Here is a 22,906-nt window from a genome sequence, read left to right on the forward strand (position 1 = left end):
CTCGGAATCTGATTCTGGAAGCGTAGATAGCATCATCCCACGCTTTTGCTATACACTATAAAGACAAGCTGATGACAAGAAATGTGGTGATTCCATGTTTAAAATTATGCTCATTGAGGACGATATCACGCTATACCATGAAATTAGAGACCGGCTGCAGCAGTGGTCCTACAACGTCTATGGCGTACAGGACTTCGGGAAGGTGATGCAGGAATTTGCTGACATTCATCCCGATCTGGTCATCATCGATATCCAGCTGCCGAAGTTCGACGGCTTCCATTGGTGCAGAATGATCCGGGCCCATTCCAATGTGCCGATTATCTTTCTGTCCTCGCGGGACCATCCAACCGACATGGTGATGTCGATGCAGCTCGGGGCCGATGACTTCATTCAGAAGCCGTTCCATTTCGAGGTGCTGATTGCGAAGATCCAGGCCACCCTGCGCCGGGTGTACAACTATAATACAGAGCGAATCGATCTGCGAACTTGGCGCGGCGCCACCGTCGAATATGTGAAGAATACAATGACGAACGAAGCGGGCACAGTGGAGCTGACGAAGAACGAGATGTATATTCTGAAGATGCTCATCGAGCGCAAAAATCAGATTGTCAGCCGCGAAGAGCTCATTCAGAGCCTGTGGGATAACGAGCAGTTTGTCAGTGACAATACGCTGACCGTCAATGTGAACCGGCTGCGCAAGAAGCTGGAGTCCATCGGGCTGGCCTCGTTCATTGAAACGAAGGTCGGTCAAGGGTATATCGCCACGGAAGAGGCCGGCGTGCTATGATCAGGCAATATCTGAGGGAGCGGCTCAGCTGGATCGGGTTGTTCCTGTTCCTGCAGCTGCTCGTGCTGTCCGTGGCCGCCATCGACATTTCGATCCCGCTTCGCTCCCTGCTGTATATCGTGTTTTTGTCAACGCTCGTGTTCATTGTGTTCCTGTTTGTCAGATACCAGAGGGAAACCCGGTTCTACAGACAACTGGCCGCCTGGGACGACACGTATGACCTGGGTGCACTTGCTCACCCTGAACGTCCGTTTGAGGAACTCGTCATGCAGGCTCTCCACCAGCAAACGAATCGCTATCGGCGGGAAGTATCAGGCTACAAGGCTGAGCTGGAGGGGGAGAAGGACGACCTGATGTCCTGGATTCATGAAGTGAAAACCCCGCTGACGACGATGCAGTTAATGATCGAGCGGCTGGAGGACCCCTCACTGAAGTCCAGACTGATGTACGAGTGGCTCCGTGTGCACCTGCTGCTGGATCAGCAGCTCCACCAGAAGCGGATCGCCTTTATCGAGAATGACTTGTTCATCGAGACAATCCCGCTTGCCCCCATCCTTTCCAAGGAGATCAAGTCCTTGCAGTCCTGGTGCCTTCAAAAAGGCCTCGGTTTTGAACTCGACATCCCGGGCAGTGAGGTGCTGTCAGACGCCAAATGGCTTGGGTTTATCGTCCGGCAGCTGCTGACCAATGCGGTAAAATACAGTAGCGACGGCTCTGATATCTCCGTGACAAGCGGCTGGGATGACGAGGGCCATGTGCAGCTTCACGTCCGGGATTTCGGACGCGGGATTGACCCCAAGGATGTACCGCGGATTTATGACAAAGGCTTCACCTCGACCTCCATGCACAAGGATACCGCGTCGACCGGCATGGGACTCTATCTGGCCAGAAAAGCAGCCGATGCCCTCTCCATTCGGATCGAGGTTGCATCGAAGTTAGGGTCCGGAACGACCTTCACGCTGACCTTTCCGCGCAGCCAGGATGTGGTTCAGACGACGGAGCTGTCTCAAAAGGGGGGTTAAAGAACGTACGAATCAGTAATCCCTGCTTTAGACATTGAAAAACGACCGGTCAGGAGTCTATTCCTGACCGGCCGTTTTCAATTTTTTGACTCAATGTCGCTCGCTTGAGCAGATTGTGGGCAAGCGAAAGCCACCCTACCTCCGTGCTCACTTTCGGCAAGCCTCGAAGCAGGAATCGCCGGAATCCTCGGTTGTTTTTCATTTGTCCGAACACACTCTCAACCTCAATCATGCGCCGGATGGATAACTCTCGTCCTTCCTCGCTCCGAAGCTTCTTTCTTGCTTCTGCCTTGTAGCGAAGAAAGGTCATGCTCACCTCGATCTCTCGGTTCCTGTTCGTTTTACTGCATCTTTCTCTGAATGGACAGCCCTCACAGTCAGCACTCCGATAATGGCGTACCTGTTGCTCATATCCGTTTTCGTTCTTTTTCTTGCGCTCTCGCAGGAAGTGGAGCGTGCGGCCATTCGGACACAACCAAGTATCGGACTCCTGCTGGTAAGTCCAGTTGTCGATCTTGCTGATGTCTTGCTTCCACTTCTTCGAATTTTCTTTATGAAAGGTGTTATATTTGACAAGCGCCTCGCAATCTTCCTGCTCCAAGCGCGCGTAATTTTCTTCGCTGCCGTAACCAGCGTCCGCAATGATGGTCTTCGGCAACTTACCCAACATTTCTTTTACTTTCTCTAGATGGGGAATGAGGCAGCGCGTGTCCGTCGGTCGTTGGTGCAAGGAGTAGCCGACGATAAATTGGTTTTCCGTACCGATCTGAACATTGTATCCTGGCTTAAGTTGGCCGTTTCGCATATGGTCTTCTTTCATTCGCATGAAGGTTGCATCCGGGTCAGTCTTACTGTAGCTGTTACGGTCGCCCAGCAGTTTCCGTTGAAGCTCATACTTATGCTTGCGGGGAAGTAGATCCTTGCGCAGAAGGCGGACGGCTTTCTTCACTGGTTTGTTTTTCGGTTCATGCTGTAGCTTTTGCTCCAATTTCGCAACGGCCTTCTCCAGCTTAGCGCTGGTCAGTTCGTTGGACTCGCCCAGTTCAGCCAGGTCCTCGCCCGCATGAGCCGCTTCTTCCAGCAGTTCCTGCTCCTCAATCTCGGTGAAGAGCGATTTTACTTTCTCCTCAAGTTTCGCCCGTTGCTTGACAACGGATTTCCCCCAGACAAACGTATAGCGGTTGGCATTCGCCTCGATCTTGGTACCGTCGACGAAGTAATGCTCTAGCTTAATGTAGCCCTCTTCCACAAGCAGTTCCAACACAGCCGTGAATACTTTTTCGAGAACGTCTTTCATCCGCTCTGAGCGGAATCGGTTTATGGTGCGGAAGTCCGGGCGTTGCCGGGCGGCAAGCCACATGAAGGGGATGTTCTCCCTCACAGCCTTCGCAATTTGACGGGATGAATAGATCCGTTGGCTGTAGGCGTAAATGATGATCTTCGTCATGAGTTTGGGGTGGAAGCTAGGACGACCGCCTCCAGAGTAGGCGGCCTCGAAGATCTTGTCGTCGATTCGGTTGACGGCATCGTTGATGATGCGAACGACGTGATTTTGTGGAATATCTTCCTCAAGGTCCATTGGCAGAAACAGTTGGTCCATGGTATATTGAATGTACAAAGAAACCTCTCCTTTAGGGAAATGTTTGGGTGGTACCTTCATTTTACCAAAGAGAGGTTTCTTTTTGTTTTACAAATTAAAGAAGGAGCTGTCCCTCAGTCATCTACGATGACTTTTGAGACAGCCCCTTATGCTTTTGTTCGTTCAATCGAAGGAAAACAAGGACCAGGCCGGGTTATGATAAGTTCAAGGAGTGATACAGATGGCGATATTGGAAGCAACCCAAATTCATAAAAGCTACGGAAATAAATTCAACAAACAGGAGGTGTTGCGAGGAATCGACCTTCGCGTGGAGAAGGGCGAATTTGTCAGCATTATGGGCGCATCCGGTTCCGGAAAGACCACCCTGCTGAACGTGCTGTCCTCCATCGATAAGGTGAGCCTTGGCAGCATCAAGATCGAAGGAAAAGATTTTACCGGCATGAAGGAGAAGGAGCTGGCTGAATTTCGGAAGCAGCATCTGGGGTTTATTTTTCAGGATTACAACCTGCTCGACACACTCACCGTGAAGGAAAATGTGCTGCTTCCTTTATCCATCATGAAGGTATCGAAGAAGGAAGCGGATCAGAAGTTCCAGCAGATCGCCTCCGAGCTTGGGATCTACGAGATCGCGAGCAAGTATCCGAATGAAATATCCGGCGGACAGAAGCAGCGTACCTCGGCCGCACGGGCGTTCATCCATGATCCGAGCATTATTTTTGCGGATGAGCCGACCGGGGCACTCGATTCCAAATCCGCTTCGGATCTCTTGAACAAGCTGAGCGAGCTGAACCGAAAGATCAACGCCACCATCATTATGGTCACGCATGATCCGGTGGCCGCCAGCTACTGCAGCCGGGTCGTGTTTATTAAAGACGGTCAAATCTACACCCAGCTGAACAAGGGCGAGGAAACGCGCCAGCACTTCTTCAACGATATTATCCGTACCCAGGGCGTATTGGGCGGTGTCCAGGCATGAATCTCAACTACATCATCTTCCGGAACTTGAAAAAGAATATAAAGAACTATTATCTCTACGTCTTTGCGCTGATCTTCAGTGTGGCGCTCTATTTCTCTTTTGTCACCCTGCAATATGACCCGGCTATGGAAGAGTACAAGGGCTCCATCAAAGGGGCCGCGGCGCTTGGAGCCTCGTCAGTGCTGTTGGTAGCCATCGTTGCCGTCTTTCTGCTGTATGCGAACACGATCTTTATTAAACGCCGCAGCAAGGAAATCGGCCTGTTTCAACTGATCGGCCTGACCAAGGGGCGGATCTTCCGAATCCTAAGCAGCGAGAATCTGATATTGTACTTCAGCTCCATACTGATCGGGATATTTCTGGGCTTCTCCTTTTCCAGACTGATTCTGATGATATTGTTCAAATTGGTCGGGCTGGAGGCACAGGCCACGCTCTCTTTCTCATCCGGCGCCCTGAGGCAGACACTGATTGTGTTCGGCTGCATCTATCTGCTCATTATGCTGATGAACTACATGTTCATTAAGGGGCAGAGCATTCTCTCCCTGTTCCGGGTCGTATCCACGGCGGAGATCAGGGTGAAAAGAATGTCCGTGCTGGAGATCCTCATCGGTCTGCTCGGCATGGTGATGATTCTGGCAGGATACTACGTGTCCTCCATCCTGTTCTCAGGTAAGCTTACAGGCACCACCGAGCTGTTCGCCACGATGATCTTCATTCTCGGCTCGGTCATTATCGGCACCTATTTGTTCTACAAGGGGTCGGTCAGCTTTATTTTTAATGCCATTCGCAAAAGCAAAGGCGGTTACCTGTCACTGAACCACGTATTATCCCTGTCGTCGATCATGTTCCGGATGAAATCGAACGCCCTGCTGCTCACCATCATTACGACCGTATCCGCGCTGGCCATCGGCCTGCTGTCGCTTAGCTATATTGCCTATTACTCAACAGAGCAGTCCGCTCGGCACAGCGTACCGAATCATTTCTCCGTACTGCTGCCCGAGGATGCGGCCAAGTTTACACAAGCGCTGAATGGGGAGAACATTGAATATACTGAGACGCGGCGGGACGTGATTCAGATCGAGGCTGACGTTGCCGGCATTGTAGGCTCAGATCTCGGGGAAGAATTCGGCAATACGATGATCCTCCCTGTCGTGAGCGACCATCAGGTGGAAGGGGTTGACGTATCCCCTGAAGAGACGCTGTTTACCGGCTCGAACAATGCCCTGAACCAGTTCATGTCACTGCGTTCCACAGGTCAGATCGAGCTGAGGGGGCTGACTCTGTCCATTCCTCAACAACTGGTTGGAGTGGACAAGGACGCGGTCGTATCCCAGTATTTCTCGCTCGGTCTGCCCACCGCCATCGTGGACCAAAGCATCTATGCGCAGCTGGCTCAAGATCTGGACCCCAAGCTCCAGTCCAAAAGCTCCGTGTATATCGGGATCGATATTCCCGATGCTTCCATGCTGGGGAAGGCTGACGCGATATTTCATGACCTCGGCTTCTCGGAACAATCAGGTTACATGTCCCAGCCGGCGTTGATATTCGACCAGAAAAGCAGTATGGGGCTGATCATGTTCATCGTCGGTTTCCTGGGGCTGACCTTCCTCATCACCTCGGGCTGTATTCTATACTTCAAGCAAATGGACGAAGGCGAAGAGGAGAAACCGAACTATACCATTCTGCGAAAGCTCGGCTTCACCCAAGGCAATCTGCTGCGCGGCATTCAGATCAAGCAATTGTTCAACTTCGGTATCCCGCTGATCGTCGGGCTGTTGCACAGCTACTTCGCCGTGAAGTCCGGCTGGTTCCTCTTCGGAACCGAGCTGTGGACGCCGATGGTAATCGTTATGCTGCTGTACACCGCGCTGTATTCGATCTTCGGCTTCCTGTCGGTGCTGTATTACAAACGATTGATTAAAGAATCGCTGTGATCCAATAGCTATACAGCGTGAGGGGATTCGTCGCTTACATCGATGAATCTCCTCGTTATATTTTATATCCGGGAGCACTCCAGTGAAGACGGTCCCCCTTAGATTTCATTCCGGACTAAAGTTCAAATGACCTGCTCGTAATTCGTACGTCAGGATTCCATGCTTTAAGCTCTAAACCACGCTCTTTCTTCATCCCTGATATATGCAGGGACTCAATGTTGGGAAAGTAATCCTTCAGCCCGATGAAATCCACCTGCACATTACATAAGATAAAGTCGATATGCTTGACGTGTTCCAGTCCACCGATCTCCGTGAGATTCATCTCTTGTTTGCAGCTGTTCACGATTAATGCTTCGACTCTCTCAAAGGTCCTTAATGTCCGTAAATCAAGCTTATTACAGCTATCCACAACCAGCCTTTTTATATTGCTGTTATCCCCTATGAAGCGTTCAAGACTTCGACACCTGATGACACTGATATAATCCAGCGCCGGGATATTGGCCATATCTCCTAATTCTGTGAATTTGCATCTCTTGAACGATATCCTTTCGGCTGTGACTTTACTCCACTCCGAGAAATCATTCTCTTTTGAACAATAGATATCTGCGCTTTTGAGTTGTTTGCATCCTGCGACGGATAATAAATCCTCGGCTCGCTCTACATACAGATCAATATGTTTTATATTTGTTTGAACAAGCTGAGATAGATCCCTTCGCCGATTGCGATACGTTTGAATTTGAATATACTCCCCCTTACTAAACCACTCAATTCCTTCTAAAGATTGAATGTATTGTCCGTACACAGACAGGCTCCTCAAATTCGTAAAAGCTCTCAATACGTTCAAATTATTTAAGGATGAGTTATAGTTTATGGTCAGATGCTCAATTTGATCCAGGTTCTGCACGTGTTGCAGATGCTGAATGAACGCCTCCACATCGATTTCCTCGTTTGATGGATTGCTCATTTTCAGACTGTCGTATTGTTCGTCTACATTCGTGATTTCTGTAAATTTGGCTTCGTCTACTACAAGCTCCTGGGACATTTCTATTCACCTCTCTCTAGATACTCTTCTGCGTTACCCTCTCTATAACACTTCAAAAATATCTTAATAATCTGTTTCATGGGCATACTCTTCTATATTTTACAAGCAAATCATGTCCACCCGTTGGATCAACCGCCTGATTTTATACGACTTCCCCGAACGGAGCATTCAACTTACCGTCAATCGATCTATCGATTCATGTCTTATATATATATCGGAGGTAATGGATTCGAATTGACATAACTTCCATGCCGACGGCATGAGCGAAGGAAATTACGAGCTTGAAGACGTGATCTACGCTGAAGGCACTATTAAAAAATGAACATTCTGCTTATCGGCAAACTGCTCGCTTCCTGGTTCGGGGATAAAGTCAACGCTTTCCCGCACAAGTTCACGCTCACTGTTAAGGTGTATTGGGAAGGTTCTAAAAGACCGTTTAAGCTGGATAAGAACGCGAAGCCCCTCACGGTGAAGCCATACAAGGCCAGAATTTAAAGAAGACAATTCCGGCCTATATAAATTGGACAGTGAGGGCAATGTCATCAAACATTATATTAAAGAGCTGGGGATGACAATTCCCGTAAAGTCATGATCTCGATTGAAAAAGTGCCCGTAAGATCTCCATCTTACGGGCACTTTCGTTCGTTCCGATTCGGCCTCCTGTACGGAATAGAGGCATAGTCATAAGGCTGCTTACCTTCCCTTATGTTCTTGCCCTGGTTATTCTTCAGGCGCTCCAGCGGCCTCCCAGCGGCGGATCTCTTCACGGACCCTTGGCGCGACCTCGGTTCCAAGCAGCTCTATTGCGTTCATTACATCATCATGCGGCATCGTTCCGACAGGCACATGAAGCATGAAGCGGGTAATGCCGACATGCTTGCGGAGGTGGATGATCTTCTGGGCTACCAGTTCGGGATCCCCTACATAAAGTGCTCCCTCAAAGCTTCGTGCAGCGTCAAATCTGCCGCGATCATAATAGCCCCAGCCGCGCTCCCGCCCCAGCACATTCATACATACCTGGGTGGATGGGAAGAACTTGTCCGCAGCCGCCTCTGTTTCCGCCCCTACAAACCCGTGGGAGTGCGATGCGACAGGCAGCTTCGCCGGATCATGGCCGGCATGCGCAGCCGCTTCCTTGTACAGCTTAACAAGAGGGGCAAACTGAAGCGGGCTTCCTCCAATGATCGCCAGCACCAGCGGCAATCCAAGCAATCCTGCACGAATGACCGATTCCGTGTTGCCCCCGCTGCCGACCCATACGGGCAGCGGTTGCTGAACCGGACGCGGATAGATGCCCAGGTTATGAATCGGCGGACGATGCTTGCCGGACCATGTGACCTTCTCCGACTCCCGGAGCTTCAAAAGCAGGTCCAGCTTTTCATCAAAAAGCTCGTCATAATTATTCAGATCATAGCCGAACAATGGGAAGGACTCAATAAACGAGCCGCGCCCTGCCATAATCTCTGCACGTCCGTTCGAAATAGCATCCAGGGTGGCAAAATCCTGAAACACACGAACCGGGTCATCCGATGACAGCACGGTAACCGCACTGGTTAAGCGAATATATTTGGTCATTGACGCTGCTGCTGCCAGCACCATCGCTGGAGAAGAGGCCGCATAATCCTTGCGATGATGTTCTCCTACTCCGTATACATCAAGTCCTACCTGATCGGCGAGGACGATCTCCTCTACAACCTCGCGAATTCGCTGATCGTGACTCATCACCTCTCCAGTCACGGGGTCCGGCCATGTCTCTACAAACGAACTGATTCCGATCTCCATCCTATTCCCTCCATTAATCATGATGTCCATCATGCCTTTTTGCCTGTTCATCTGCTCAGGTCATCGAAAATTTAAATGTCATATATCTTTATATTGAACCTTCTACGTAAGATTTTCAAGTTCTTATATGACAAGAAGGGAAGCCCCGTCGAAAAGGGCTTCCCTTCTTCACTCTACACCTGCACAAATTTCTCGATGTTCGTGTCCGGAGGCATCGTGCTTAGCATGTCCATCCGTAACAAGTGCACAGGTTCACACCTTATATCTTCTTTCTCCGAATCAGGATCAGTCCAGCCAGCAGCAGCAACACCCCTGCAAGCATATAATTGTACATATTCGTTGCAGTATTAGGCAGCTTGCTGCCCGTAACCTTACTCTCGTCTGCCGAACTGCTGTTACTTCCTTCAGTCGTTTCTTCAGAGGCTGTCATGCTGCCGGATTCTGCCGATTCACCAGAGCCTTCAGCACCGCCTGTGCCTACCGATTCTCCATAGTCTGGAGAGGACGGCATCTCTGGCTCTGGAGAGGACGAGTTGTCCGAATTCCAATCTCCGGCATCCGGTTCACTTGGAGTGCCTGGAGTCGAACCCTCATTTGGATCTCCTGGCAATCCTGGAAGCTCCTCATTTCCACCGCCAATGACGATGTCTTCCGACGGCCGTTCTGGTTCATTCAGGTTATCCCCAATGACCTCGGCCACGTTTCGAATCGTCTGGCCCGGTTGACCCGCGGCCAGTTGAACACGGAACACCAGCGTGTGCCAATTCATATCCGTAATCGTGCCGAATCTTCCGGTTACCGTTCCTTGTGTGTAATGGCCGTTGTCTCCATCTTCGGCGTCCGTTACGGACACTCCGTCAACAATCAAGGAACCCGGCACATACTCCAAACCTGCTGGAAGCGTATCCGTGATGACCAGATTCGTAATATGACTGTTCACTGCCGTGTTGCGAACCCGAATCGTATATTCGATGAAATCTCCAATCCGAATGCCATCTCTGTTCAGATCCACGGCCACAGCCGTTTTCTCTGTCTCCAGCACCGGGGATGGTATCACAACTGGTGGCTCCACTGGCGGAGTGACCGGTGGTGGAATCTCCACTGGCGGCTCTACTGGTGGCTCTACCGGCGGTTCCACCGACGGTTCCACCGGAGGCTCCACTGGCGGCTCCTCTTCGACCACGAACTTCTCTGTTGGCGTGCTTGGAGCATCGATATTACCGCCTATAATCGTTGCCGTGTTCTCAATAATCTGACCGCCGTATCCGGCTTGAATCACGGCGTGGAACTCCAGCGTGCGCCAGTCCATATCCCGGACGTCTCCAAAGGAGCCGTACACTTCGCGTGATACCGAATGGCCAGCATCCTCATCTTGCTCATCCGAGACGGAAGCACCGTTCACCTTCAAACTGCCCGGTACGAATTCCAAGCCTGCTGGCAGTACATCGGTCACTCTCAGATCCTCCAGATACGTATCATTCACGACCGCTCTGGTCCGAATCGTATACACTACGGTATCTCCAACCTCATATGTCGTTTTGCCTGCCTCCAAATTGGTTGCAAGCTTCTCGGATTCAAGCTGCGGATGACGCGGATAGACCTTGACCTCGTGCCTTGGTCTATGAGGCGAACTTACATTGTCTCCGCCCACTTGTGCAATGTTGATAATATCCTTGCCTGCCTGGCCCGGCTCAACCTTCACCTGGAACGTCACCGTATGCCATGCGGTATCTGTGACGTCACCGAACTCACCCATAACTCGGCCGTTCACATAATGTCCAGCGTCATCGCCTTCGGTATCGGTCACTGCAACACCATCTACGGTCAGGCTGCCTGGCACGTACTCCAGTCCGGCCGGAATCGTATCGGAGATCGTGAGATTCCTCACCACGCTATCCTCAATCGTATTCCGCGTCTGGATCGTGTACTCCAGTGTGTCGCCTACTTCCGGATTAGCTGCATCTGTGTTGCCTGCTGCTTTTTCCACCAGAGTCGCTGACTTCTCCGACTCCAATACAGGAGCTCTATACTCGACTGTTGTTGTCACTTCATTAGACTCGGTCGTCTCATCCTCACCTGTCAGCAAGTTTTTGTAGCCGATCGTAGCTACATTGGCCGCAGACTCACCGGCATGACTTGATAATGCTCTTACTTTGAATTGAACGGTGATGCCATCCGGCAAATTGGTGGTGTTCGGTAAGTCACCAAGCTGAATAACGACCTTATCCCCATCATAATGCCCGGCATCCTGATCGTCTGCATCCGTTAAATCACCGGCATCTGGACCGCTCACAATCTTCATCGAACCCGGGACGTATTCCGTTCCCTCAGGAATCGCGTCCTCGAAGACCGTGTCTGCCGCGATGTCTCCACCGTTATTTTTAACCGTCACTTTATAGGTCAGTTCATCCCCGACAAATACTTGTCCTTCAGGGGAAACCGACTTCTCTGCAACCACGCAAGGCTCCGTTCCGAGGAAGATATCATCCAGGAAGTTACCTGCGCCTAAACTGCCACCTGCCGTTTGAACAGCCTCAAATCCAAACCTTGTCATGGTCTGACCTGCCGGGACGGTATACGTTCCCATATAGGTTTCCCATGCCGTATTTCCTGTCGACATTTGAGTTTGTACAATGGTGTCGTAAGGATTGCTCGTTACTGGCCCGATACGGACTTGCATCGTATCAACGCCTTGGCGACCCATGTGAGACAAGCGCCAATAGATGGTTTGCCCAGGAGTTGTCTCCACATCCTGATACAACAACCCATTGTCAAATGCATTTAGCTCCGCATAGCGGTTTCCATCAGGTGGCGGAGGAAAATTCCTTACTCCACCGGCTGGATAGTTTCGTACATAATCCCAAATTTCAATAAGATAAGGACCTTGGCTATTATCCGTTGTGTTCCAGCCCGGAACTTCATCTGCATAAAACATGAAGGAGTTGTTATAAGATCCTACCGCCGGGCCTTCTTCAAAACTACCATTGATCAAAGCTACAGGTCTTGCGCAAGCATCGATGGCAGGTCTCTCAACAATGTCCGTTGTTACTTCATTGGACTCGGTCGTCACATCCTCACCTGTGAGCAAATTCTTGTAACCAATCGTCGCTTTATTAGCCGCAAACTCTCCGGCATGGCCTGCCAAGGCTTTCACTTTAAATTGTACAGTGATGCCATCCGGCAAATTGGTGGTGTTCGGTAAGTCACCAAGCTGAATAACGACCTTATCTCCGTCAAAAAAACCAGCATCCTGATCGTCTGCATCGCTTAGATCACCGGCATTCGGACCATTCACGATCTTCATCGATCCCGGAACGTATTCGGTCCCCTCTGGAATCACGTCCTCGAAGACGGCATCCGCCGCAATGTCTCCACCGCCATTCCTAATGGTGACTTCGTAAGTAAGTTCATCCCCGACAAAGGCTTCTCCCGCAGGGGAGACGGATTTGTCAGCAACGACGCACGGCTCGGTTCCTAAGAAAACATTATCAAGGTAATTACCGAAAGCCACAGATCCAGAAGCCGAACTAATGGCTTTAAATCCAAAACGCGTCACGGTTTGGCCTGCTGGAACCGTATAGCTCCCTGAATACGTTTCCCATACACTCCCAGTTGAAATTCGGTCTATTTCTGGCGTGGTGTTGAATGGATCGGGCGTAACTGGTCCTATATTCACACTCATCGTATCCACACCTGTGTATGCTCTATGATCTAAACGCCAATAAATCGTCTGCCCTGGAACGGTCGGTAATTCTTGATACAACATACTATGTGAATCAGCATTTAATTCTGCAAATCTACTCGTAAGATTTTCCAGATTCTCAGCATTTCGTGGTATCGTGCTCGGTCGGGCAGGGTCCATGATCTGAATAATCCCTCTTGGTGTACGGGTGACATCCGTCGTTTCCCACCCTGGAACCGTGTCTGCATAGTAATAACCGCCTCCTGCTACCGAGTTATCATAGGTGCCAGGTCCCTCCGGCTGGTCAAAGTCACCATTTACCAACGCTACTGGCCTAGGGCAAGCATCAATGTTAAGCCCTTCAACAATGTCAGTTGATACTCCATTGTCATTGATCGTCACGGGTTCCGCAGCATGAAGCGGGCCTGGCGATACAGGAATGAACACGCCAAAGACAAGCAAGAATATGGAAAAATGAATAAATAGAAGTTTCAGCGAACTGGTTCGTCTTAAGGAACGATCTAACCGCAATGATTTCCCCCCAATCTTTTTCTTAAAATTTACGAGCCTAGCGGATGGAATTACACGGATTGCTTCGTTGTCAGCTTCCCTGCTTCCCAGAAACTTCATGGTTATGTAATTCCGCTTTCTCTGTTGCGAAACAACTTTCGCATTCCTCCCTCCAATCCAGAGAACACAAACCTTGTCCGACGTTGTTTCTCTGTCTTGAGAAAAATATTTAAAATTTTATCAATCTCACGCACAGTATAATCGAGCATCCAAATATAGACAATATTTTTCAATCCAATATACGGAATTTGTCATACGACTAGGACTGTTTCGCGAATCAAGGATTTTGCTATAGTGCTAGCTGTTTCATCCGAAAAAGTGATCAGAATTGTTTTTTGTTCTATTGATCTTTATTTCGCATTAATGAATACATAAGGAAAAAAGAACCAATTTATATTTCAGAAACCTTTGGTTGATCATCACTTCAGATGACGATTAAAACAGCCAATCAGCTCCATTAAGGGATGTGTGTGAAGGCAAACACTTTGAATTTTAAGCCGAACCAGAACTTTAGACCTAAAATTCCACGACTTTGATGGGATGGATTCCCAGAAAGGGGAAGGGTAAAATATGAAAAACACCCCTTGGCAGAATAGAACTGCTTACGTGGACACCATTCTTCAGAAACGAAGACCCAGCTTTAGACAGAAAAGAGGACATCTATGCGGAGAATTTCAGGCTATGTATTGCTGCTTGCTGGCGCAGGCGTCCTGCTGTTTGCTGCCATTCAGTATGTTCAACATCAAACGAGCATGAAAGAGGCCTTAGCTGAAGCTAACGCCATCATTTCTGCTCCCGATCAAACGCAGAGCGGCTCCGGACCGAACGAAGCCCCTGAGGGAACGCAATTCGGGCCGCTTATGGACAGAACCGAATTTCGGCCGGAGCTGGGCGAAGCCATCGGTGTGCTGTATGTTCCCCAGCTTGACGTAGAGCTTCCGATTGTCGAGGGAACGGATGATGAAATGCTTGAGCGCGGAGTCGGCCACTATACTTCGACCGCCCTTCCATCGGACAACGAGCAGATTCTGCTGTCCGGGCATCGCGACACCGTGTTTCGCGATTTTGACCAACTGTCCGTAGGCGACCGTTTTGTGGTGAAGCTGCCCTACGGGGTGTTCGAATATGAAATTCAGAGCACGGATATTGTAGATAAAGACGACACCACTGTCATTCGCCCGATGGGCACAGAGGTGCTAGTTGTCTCCACTTGCTATCCGTTCCGATACCTGGGGAACGCACCGGAGCGTTTTATTTTCTACGCTTATCCTGTCGATTTCCCGCTTCACTCATGATTACAACTCCACACTAAAAGAAGCCCCCTGATCCATGACAATGGAATCAAGGGGCTTCGTTCAATTCGATCGTTTATGATACCGCGGCTTGCAGCTCTTCATATTGGCTCATCAGCTCGCCCATAATCGGATGCTCTCCTGCAATGCCGGTATATTTGGACGCGGTATCGCTGGCTCCGATTTCTTTCACAGAGGCCTGCAGTTCCACGCTTTCCGGGTCTCCAGGGACGTCGAACAGCAGCGCTGCCGCCATCGATTTTGCCAGGCTCTTATAGGATAGCCCGCTCTCAAAAGCCAGCATTGCCGGGGAAACGAGCCGATCTCCAGGGGACAGCTTGCGGATTGGGGAGCGTCCTACACGGGACACTTCATCTGTGAGCGCCGGGTTCGCAAACCGTTCCAGAATCGTACGGATGTAGGCCTGGTGCTCCGCCTGATCGAAGCCATGCTTGTGGATCAGCGCCGCGCCTGTCTCCTCCAGCACGGCACGGACATGCCCGGCCACTTCTTCATCCTTCATCGCTTCCTGAATCGTTGCATAGCCTTTCAGAAAACCTACATAGGCCGCCGAGCAGTGGCCGGTATTCACCGTGAACAGCTTGCGTTCGATGTAAGGCTCCAGGCGATCAACATAATGCACGCCCTCCACAGGCACGAAGCCCTCCAGCATTTGCGAACGGTCCACCGCCCACTCATAGAACGGCTCAACAACCACCTTGAGACGATCCTCGTGCTGCTGCAGCGGAACGATGCGGTCAACAGCTGCATCAGGGAAAGCCACTACCCGGTCCGCCCATGCCTTCGTTCTCTCATCCAACAGCCCGTAGACATGCTCCTTCAGCTGCGTGCTTCCGCCAATGGCGTTTTCGCAGGCGATGACATGCAGCGGCGCTGCTTCGGACTGCGCCCGGAGCTTTAATCCCTCGGCAATCGTCGGAGCGATAAATTTAAGGATGTTGACCCCGACGGCCGTTGTGACCAGGTCCGCCTCCGCAACCGCGCGCGCCGCCGCTTCAGGCTCAGCGGCACTATTCAGCGCGGTGACCCCTTTTACAATCGTAGTCTCTTGGCCTTCGCTGGCGAGCGTTACCGGATACTCCCCGCGCTGCTTCAGTTCGGACACAAGTCCCTCATTCACATCAAGGAAGCAGACCTCATATCCTGCCTGTGACAGCAGCAGTCCGATGAAGCCGCGCCCGATATTCCCCGCTCCAAAGTGGACCGCCTTCATGCTCCCATGCCCCCTTCGAAGATGGCAAGGATCTCCTCCTCGGTTGTAGCGTCCATCACCTTGCCGATGCTCTCATCATCGGTGAAGATCATCGCGACATTCGTCAGAATTTCCATATGGTCGCCACCCGCTGCGGCAATCCCGATAACCACAAAGGCCGGCTCATCGCCGCCAAAATCAACACCCTCCGGAAAACGAACGATCGACAGCCCCGTCGAAGCCACCATGCTCTTGGCTTCTTTCGTACCATGAGGAATCGCCAGTCCGCCCCCCATATACGTGGAGGCAATCTCTTCGCGCTCCAGCATTTTGTCTACATAATCGGCCGACACATGACCTGCTTTCACAAGCAGCTCGCCCGCCATGCGGATCGCCTCGGTTTTGTCTTGTGCCGTACCATTCAGAATCACTTTATCTTTCGACAGTATGTTGCTCATTGTTTCTCCCTCTTTCTGTAAGTTGATTATATGGTCAGTCACGAAAAAACAGCTGCAGCTCTTCGGCTAGATAAGACTTGATCTCTTCCTCCCCGCCCCGCTCCATCAGTTCAATCAGCTCGGTGCCCAGCAGCATCGCACTAATCTCGCTAAGCACCTCAAGACTCTCCTTCGGAAGCTTCTTAGGCGCCAGCATCATCAGAATGACCCGCGCTTCCGCCCCGTCTTCAAGCGGCACGGGAGCGGCCAGTCTGAACAGAGACAATGAAGGTTTCGCAACCTCCCGGCTGCGCGTGTGGAACAGAGCCAGCGCGGTGTCGGGGATCAGCTGAGTGCCCATCCGCTCCCGCTCCAGCAGGCGCGCCTTGACATGCGCCGCATTGCTGACTGCGCCTTGCTTGCTTAGTATAGCCAAAGCCGCAGCCAGAGTCCCCTCCAAATCCCGAGGCCGGTTATCCAGCTGATGCACATGGAAGTCATCGAGCAGGGACACGACCTCATTCAATAGCAGCGCCTGGGACCGCAGGCGCTCCAGCGAGGCGGTCTTCCGCTGTTCTTCCCGCTTGATGACCGGTCTGCTCCCGGCGGGAGCAACCTCATTCTGTATATACTGAAGCAGCTTCTCCTTGTCCTCGGCCGTCAGCAGAGGACTTAACTTGATATACTTCTCGCCTGGCAGCGGGAGGTCGATTGTAGAGATGATCAGATCATAGTCGTCCTCCGGAATGCGGGCCGCCTCATACCAGGAAGCATTGCCAAGCACCTCAATCTGCGGCATCTCCTTGGATAACCGAATCCCGAGCAGCCTCGACGAGCTGAGCCCGCTGGAGCATACGAGAATCGCCTTCAGATGGTGGCCCAGCTGGTTGAGACGTTCCATGGAGGCACCGAAGTGCATCACGAGAAAGCCGATCTCCTCATCGGGCACGTCAAGCCCCTGCGTAATCTCATCCACCGATTGTCTTGCGACCGTAAACAGTTCTTCGTAATCCTTGCGGATCGGACTGAGCAGCGGATTGCGGATGCGCGTTCCTTCGCGCAGCCTCTTCACGGCATTGCCGACATGCTCCACAAGTCCGTCCCGAAGCGTGCGATCCTCCCCGAACGGAAAGCCCGTGCGCCTGCTAACCGCCTCAACCAGCCGATGGACGATTTCCATCGTCTCCACATCGACATGGGGCAATTCGGTTCCTTCCGACTGCTCCCTCGCCTCGTCGAACAGCCTTGAAATATGCGCCGTCTCGGCCTCTGACATCGATAGCCCCAGCGTCTTCTGAAGCCTGTCGGCAAACTGCCGCGCCCCCTCTGTCATAGGCGGCGTGCGGGCATCTTCAGTCACTGGATCGGTTACTTCCAGATCATGCCTTTGGCGAATTCGGCTGACCGCTACGGACAGTGCGATCAGAAGCTGCGTGTATACATTTTCGTTAAGCCGCTCGGTCCAGCCCCAGTCCATATCCCACAGACTTCTTTCCACATCCAGGAGGACTGGCTTGCCAATCATCGTCAATAGCCGCGCGGTCACCGGCTGAAGATGATTCGCTTCCCCATCCCCGATTAGATCCGAATAATCCAAATATTCAGAGGCTAAGCGGCAGATGGCCCGCCGCCTTTCGGTCTCGGTCCCCTCCAGTTCGACACCGTACCCTCTGCGCCGGATCACCTGCAGCTCAAACCGGGCCAGCCAGGACTCCAGCTCATCCAGATCATTGCTGATCGTTCCTACCGTTACCTTCAGGCTGTGCCCAAGGGCAAACAGCTTGATCGGCTCATCCGCCTCCAGCAGCGCGCAGAGAATAAGCACCTTGCGCTCCTCGGCTGAATAGTCGGCAGGCATGCCGGCCAGAAGACGCTCCCTCAAGCCGGTGACCGCTTCGGGGGAACTCCCCTCCAGCCGGATACCTGTTCCCGACTTCTTGTGAAGCAGAACCCCGACTCCCTGCAGCCCGCTTTCGATCTCTTCCATTTCCCGATGAACCGTTCTAACGCTCACGCCAATGTCGGAGGCGATCTCAGCAGCGGTCATCCCTTCGGTTCTATTCAGCAAAAGCAGAAGGATCTGGCGTTGTCTAGCAGTTAATTGTCCCAGGATTCTTGCCCCCCTCTTCTCATGAAATGGAGACAACGCCGGCACATACGCGCCAGCGTGTCATAAGGCATGGATTATGATTTATCCTTCAAGCGTTCTACGAGCTCGTCGTATCTTGGGCTCTTCAGGAAGTTGTCAATCGAAATATGCTCGGCATTCGGATTTTTGGCAATCGCCCGATCCGTCAGCGTCTTCTGTGTAATAACAATATCGGCATCATCCGGAATTTCGCTGACCGCGGAATTCGTGACGGTGATATCGACACCCGCCTGCTGCAGTTTCTTTCTGAGAACAGAAGCGCCCATGGCACTTGAACCCATTCCTGCGTCGCATGCAAATACGATTTTGTTAACATTCTCCTTCTGTGCGTTCGCAACCGCTGCCGATGCAGGAGCAACCTGATCGTTCATGCCGCCGGTCTTCATCTCTTTCATCTTCGCAGAAGCTTCTTGCAGATCAAGCTCTTCCTCATCCTTCTTGCCTGTTCTAAGCAGCACAGCCGCAACCAGGAAGGAGACGATTGTTGCTACCAGCACACCGGCCAGAACCGGAATCAGCCCGCCTTTAGGCGCCAGAGTCAGATAGGCAATGATGCTGCCCGGGGATGGCGGTCCGTTAAGCGCTGCACCGAGGAGCTGGAAGGTGAATGTACCGGATACACCACCAGCAATCGCCGCAAGAATCAGAACCGGCTTCATCAGAATGTAAGGGAAGTAAATCTCATGAATCCCGCCGAAGAAGTGAATCACAACCGCACCTGGCGCCGAGGATTTCGCCGAACCGCGGCCCACCAGCCAGAAGGCCAGCAGAATACCAAGGCCCGGTCCTGGGTTCGATTCCAGCATGAACAGAATCGATTTGCCCAGACGTGCGGATTCTTCCGCCGCGATCGGGTTCAATATCCCGTGATTGATTGCGTTATTCAAGAACAGAATCTTCGCCGGCTCAATGATGATGTTGACCAGCGGGAGCAGGTTCGCATTGACAAGAACATCCACGCCGGAGGCAAGAACTCTTGTGATGCCCTGAACCAGCGGGCCGATACCGCTGTAGGATATGAGGAGCAGAACGCCACCGATGATCCCCAGCGAGAAGTTGTTGACCAGCATTTCAAAACCGGATTTGATTTTGCCGTCAACCAGTTTGTCGAATTGCTTCAAGATCCAGGCCGCAATCGGACCTACAATCATGGCGCCGAGGAACATCGGAATGTCCGAGCCTACAATCACCCCGATCGTTGCAATCGCACCGATAACCGCACCGCGCTTGCCGTGGATCATCTGTCCGCCGGTATAACCGATCAAGAGCGGGAGCAGATAGTTGATCATCGGGCCGACAAGGCTTGCAAACGCTTCATTCGGGAACCATCCGTCTGGAATGAACAGCGCGGTAATGAGTCCCCAAGCGATAAACGCCCCGATGTTAGGCATTACCATGCCGCTCAGGAGACGGCCGAGCTGCTGTACTTTGACTCGAATGCCGCCGGAAGCGTTTTTATTTGTCTCGTTGGACATTATATTAACCTCCTGTATGATGAATTGAACCTTATGTGTGGTCTTGAAACTCTGACATCTCTATGTTAAGACATAGTGACCCAAGGCTCAACGAAAGGAAAACCCGGTTTCGTCATGAATATTGTTGACAACTTTTAAAAGGAACATGTTCTCGGTTGAAGAAATGCCCGGGCGAGGCTGGAGATTATGTCGGCATCGTCAGGGAAGACTCCCCGAATGGAAGTTGACCGCAGCCCGGCTCATTAACAGGGACACAACGCCTAAACAGGAGCATTAACGAGGACAGGGACAAGGCAGATGAACAAGGCGCATAGCACGCTAATAGGGTGCACGACACGGAAACAGGCCACAGCACAGTAACAACGCCCCGCTCACTCCTGCTCAGGCAGAAGGATCGGGGCGTGCTGCGCCACAGGTGACTTTGTACGATGTATCGTACAAAGCCTATGCTACATCCAGCGATGACAATCCATTTGTACGATTTATCATACAAATATCCTGTCAGCTCATATAAAGCTCCAATTTTGTGTGACGAATCATATAAAACGGCCCATTTCATCGAATAAAGGTGTGTTATGTACGAATAATCATACAAATCCACCATACGGTGATTCATATAACCACAAGACGGAGGTCAGCCCCCGAACACCAAACACCTAACACCAAATCACCAAACCCGCAACTCCACCAAGTATACCCAATGCGCACAAGAACACTTCCGTAGTTCGGCAATGGAGAGCCGCCGGAGTGAACGAACACCGAAACCGCCTATCCGCACCAGAGGAAATACCGTCTACAACGCTCCCCTGTTCAACCGCTTGTCACATGTATGGCGTCCCGAATATCATTGCCCTGGCACAACCTCATTGCTCTTCTTCCACGTCCAGAATATATCCTCGGCCACGGATGCTCTCAATCTGGAACAAATCCTTTGTTTTCTTCCGGACCCGGTAGATGAGCGCATTCAGCTCCTCCGTGCTGACATCCGGAATTTCATCCTCCCCATAGCTTCGCTCCGGCCAGACCGAGAGCTTCACCTGCTCCTTCGATACAAACTGCCCTTTATGATGAAACAGCAGCTCCACACATTTGAACTCCTTCTCGGAAAAAGCATACGTCTCCCCGCGGAAGATCAGCTCCTGCTTGTAGGGATCGAGCCGGATCGCTCCGCTCTCCGTCAACGCCAGCTGTTTCATAAACGGGGTCATGTCCATCGTCTCATCTGTGCTGAGCACCGAGAATCGGAGGGCTACCATATCCCGCGCAAGCGCCAGGGAATCCCCGCTGGCCAGCGGAACCTCTTCGCCCGGTGCGAGCCGCCGCTGGTTGACGAAGGTACCATGCTTGCTCTCCAAGTCCTGAATGAAGAAACCGCCGTCCCGGTAGATTATGGCCGCATGCCTCCGAGATACATAGATATTATCAAAGGAAACATCCGGCGCCCCTTGTGTCCCTCTTCGGCCAAGCACCGTCACCGGCCGGGTCAGCAATATAACATCTCCATGTTCATAGGGATTGCCCCGTTCCACCATCAAAAAGGAGGACCTATCCATCCTTTTCCCTCCTGTTCCTGCCGTCAGCGAATGATTCGCCATCAATTATCATGCAATTATTATAGTTCATCTATTGAGTAAGCTGCCAAAATCACTACCATCATAAGAAGAATCTATTTCTATCATACCGTACATTTCAATTGGTTTCAGGAGGATCATACTGTGCGTAAACAAAAAAAGTGGAAAATAACGCGAAAGTTCTTGCTTGTGGGCATCATGATAGCAGGGTTTCTATTTCTCAATAATACATCCATATTTACAAAAAGCCCTGACAGCGAGCCGCTGCTGCTGGCCCATCGCGGCCTTGGGCAGACCTTCCCGATGGAGGGAATCGAAGCGGACACTTGTACGGCAGAGTGGATATTCGAGCCGGAGCACCCCTATCTGGAGAATACGATCCCGTCGATGAAGGCCGCCTTTGAGGCGGGCGCCGACATCGTCGAGCTGGATATCCAGATGACCAAGGATCAGCAGTTTGCGGTGTTCCATGATGCATCCCTCGATTGCCGAACCGAAGCTGCCGGCGCGATCAAGGATTATACGATGGAGGAGCTGAAGCAGCTGGATATCGGTTACGGATACACGGCTGACGGCGGTAAGACCTACCCGTTCCGAGGAAAAGGAATTGGACTTATGCCCTCGCTGGACGAGGTGCTGCGCGACATCCCTGAAGGAGAGTTCCTTCTGCATATCAAAAGCAACGATCCCGAGGAAGGCGCTCTTCTCGCCGAATTTCTGCGCCGGTTGCCTGCCGAGCAGCGCAGCCGCCTGTCGGTATACGGGGGAGATATGCCGGTCTACACGTTAAAAAATGAGCTGCCCACCGTTCGGGCCATGTCCAAAGAAACCTTAAAAAGCTGTCTCATCTCCTATGAAGGGGCGGGCTGGACCGGGTACGTCCCTGCCGTGTGCCGGAACACGCAGCTGCATATTCCCGAGAAATATGCACGTCTTCTATGGGGGTGGCCGGACAAATTCCTGAGCCGGATGGAGAAGGTAAATACACGCGTCATTCTCGTGGGAGGCGACGGCGAATGGTCAGAGGGCTATGACACCTTGGAGGATCTTGAGCGGCTGCCGGACGGGTATACCGGAGGCATATGGACGAATCGCATTGATGTCATCGGACCCAGCTACAAAATCGCGGACTAGCGCCATGCCAGGGAATTTCTCCATAGAATCTTCTGCATCATCGTATTATCAGTACGACATACGCCGTCTGCATAATCTGAACGATCCGCACAATAAGCGTTGACTGCACAACTAACTTCATCTGCACGTAAGCTCCATCTCCGCAATAAGGAACGTTTCATACAAAATAAGGAACGAACGTTTCATACAAATAAGGAACGAACGTTTCATACAAATAAGGAACGAACGTTTCATACAAAT

General features: G+C 51.6%; 16 protein-coding genes. 7 read left to right on the forward strand and 9 right to left on the reverse strand.

Annotated features, from left to right (window positions below; translation table 11 throughout):
• Positions 1–94: 94 nt before the first annotated feature.
• Positions 95–787: a response regulator transcription factor gene (locus CHH67_RS10375; protein WP_095265093.1), complete on the forward strand. Its 693-nt coding sequence runs from the start codon at positions 95–97 to the stop codon at positions 785–787.
• Positions 784–1,809, forward strand: coding sequence for a sensor histidine kinase (locus CHH67_RS10380; RefSeq protein WP_095265094.1), 1,026 nt, complete (start codon positions 784–786; stop codon positions 1,807–1,809). Before CHH67_RS10375 ends, CHH67_RS10380 begins: the two co-directional genes overlap by 4 nt.
• Before the next feature lie 49 nt (positions 1,810–1,858).
• Here the strand turns inward: CHH67_RS10380 and CHH67_RS10385 are convergent, their stop codons facing one another.
• Positions 1,859–3,427 (reverse strand): IS1182 family transposase, encoded by a 1,569-nt coding sequence (locus CHH67_RS10385; RefSeq protein ID WP_095265095.1) that lies wholly within the window; start codon positions 3,425–3,427, stop codon positions 1,859–1,861.
• Positions 3,428–3,629: 202 nt separating this feature from the next.
• Here CHH67_RS10385 and CHH67_RS10390 point away from each other — a divergent pair, with 202 nt between their 5' ends.
• Both CHH67_RS10390 and CHH67_RS10395 read left to right on the forward strand, forming a co-directional pair.
• Entirely contained in the window at positions 3,630–4,385 is a 756-nt protein-coding gene (locus CHH67_RS10390) for an ABC transporter ATP-binding protein (protein WP_095265096.1), read from the forward strand.
• Positions 4,382–6,319, forward strand: a complete 1,938-nt coding sequence (locus tag CHH67_RS10395) for an FtsX-like permease family protein (RefSeq protein ID WP_095265097.1) — start codon at positions 4,382–4,384, stop codon at positions 6,317–6,319. The genes CHH67_RS10390 and CHH67_RS10395 overlap by 4 nt, the downstream gene beginning before the upstream one ends.
• A gap of 115 nt (positions 6,320–6,434) precedes the next feature.
• Here the strand turns inward: CHH67_RS10395 and CHH67_RS10400 are convergent, their stop codons facing one another.
• Positions 6,435–7,361, reverse strand: a complete 927-nt coding sequence (locus CHH67_RS10400; RefSeq protein WP_095265098.1) for a hypothetical protein — start codon at positions 7,359–7,361, stop codon at positions 6,435–6,437.
• Between the two features lie 318 nt (positions 7,362–7,679).
• Between CHH67_RS10400 and CHH67_RS26185 the strand changes: the two genes are divergently transcribed.
• Positions 7,680–7,856 (forward strand): hypothetical protein, encoded by a 177-nt coding sequence (locus CHH67_RS26185; RefSeq protein ID WP_179292090.1) that lies wholly within the window; start codon positions 7,680–7,682, stop codon positions 7,854–7,856.
• Positions 7,857–8,081: 225 nt separating this feature from the next.
• Here CHH67_RS26185 and CHH67_RS10405 read toward each other — a convergent pair whose 3' ends face one another.
• Both CHH67_RS10405 and CHH67_RS10410 read right to left on the reverse strand, forming a co-directional pair.
• Positions 8,082–9,143 carry an LLM class flavin-dependent oxidoreductase gene (locus CHH67_RS10405; protein ID WP_095265099.1) on the reverse strand — a complete coding sequence of 354 codons (1,062 nt, stop codon included), beginning with the start codon at positions 9,141–9,143 and terminating at the stop codon, positions 8,082–8,084.
• Between the two features lie 259 nt (positions 9,144–9,402).
• Positions 9,403–12,825: an isopeptide-forming domain-containing fimbrial protein gene (locus tag CHH67_RS10410; RefSeq protein ID WP_179292091.1), complete on the reverse strand. Its 3,423-nt coding sequence runs from the start codon at positions 12,823–12,825 to the stop codon at positions 9,403–9,405.
• Between the two features lie 1,232 nt (positions 12,826–14,057).
• Here CHH67_RS10410 and CHH67_RS10415 point away from each other — a divergent pair.
• Positions 14,058–14,690, forward strand: coding sequence for a class D sortase (locus tag CHH67_RS10415; RefSeq protein ID WP_095265101.1), 633 nt, complete (start codon positions 14,058–14,060; stop codon positions 14,688–14,690).
• A 73-nt stretch (positions 14,691–14,763) separates the two neighbouring features.
• On the opposite strand, the gene CHH67_RS10420 is transcribed toward CHH67_RS10415, so the two are convergent.
• From CHH67_RS10420 to CHH67_RS10440, 5 genes are all read right to left on the reverse strand, one after another.
• Positions 14,764–15,921 (reverse strand): mannitol-1-phosphate 5-dehydrogenase, encoded by a 1,158-nt coding sequence (locus CHH67_RS10420; RefSeq protein ID WP_095265102.1) that lies wholly within the window; start codon positions 15,919–15,921, stop codon positions 14,764–14,766.
• On the reverse strand, positions 15,918–16,358 hold the full coding sequence (locus CHH67_RS10425; RefSeq protein WP_095265103.1) for a PTS mannitol transporter subunit IIA: 441 nt from the start codon (positions 16,356–16,358) through the stop codon (positions 15,918–15,920). The genes CHH67_RS10420 and CHH67_RS10425 overlap by 4 nt, the downstream gene beginning before the upstream one ends.
• A gap of 34 nt (positions 16,359–16,392) precedes the next feature.
• Positions 16,393–18,405 carry a BglG family transcription antiterminator gene (locus CHH67_RS10430; protein WP_230875789.1) on the reverse strand — a complete coding sequence of 671 codons (2,013 nt, stop codon included), beginning with the start codon at positions 18,403–18,405 and terminating at the stop codon, positions 16,393–16,395.
• A 116-nt stretch (positions 18,406–18,521) separates the two neighbouring features.
• Positions 18,522–19,961, reverse strand: a complete 1,440-nt coding sequence (locus CHH67_RS10435; protein ID WP_095265104.1) for a PTS mannitol transporter subunit IIBC — start codon at positions 19,959–19,961, stop codon at positions 18,522–18,524.
• 863 nt (positions 19,962–20,824) lie between these two features.
• Positions 20,825–21,514, reverse strand: a complete 690-nt coding sequence (locus CHH67_RS10440; RefSeq protein ID WP_095265105.1) for an FHA domain-containing protein — start codon at positions 21,512–21,514, stop codon at positions 20,825–20,827.
• Between the two features lie 162 nt (positions 21,515–21,676).
• Here CHH67_RS10440 and CHH67_RS10445 point away from each other — a divergent pair, with 162 nt between their 5' ends.
• Positions 21,677–22,666 carry a glycerophosphodiester phosphodiesterase family protein gene (locus CHH67_RS10445; RefSeq protein ID WP_244908145.1) on the forward strand — a complete coding sequence of 330 codons (990 nt, stop codon included), beginning with the start codon at positions 21,677–21,679 and terminating at the stop codon, positions 22,664–22,666.
• Positions 22,667–22,906 lie beyond the last annotated feature (240 nt).

This window comes from Paenibacillus campinasensis, from assembly GCF_002272015.1.
GTDB classification, from domain to species: Bacteria; Bacillota; Bacilli; order Paenibacillales; family Paenibacillaceae; genus Paenibacillus_AQ; species Paenibacillus_AQ campinasensis.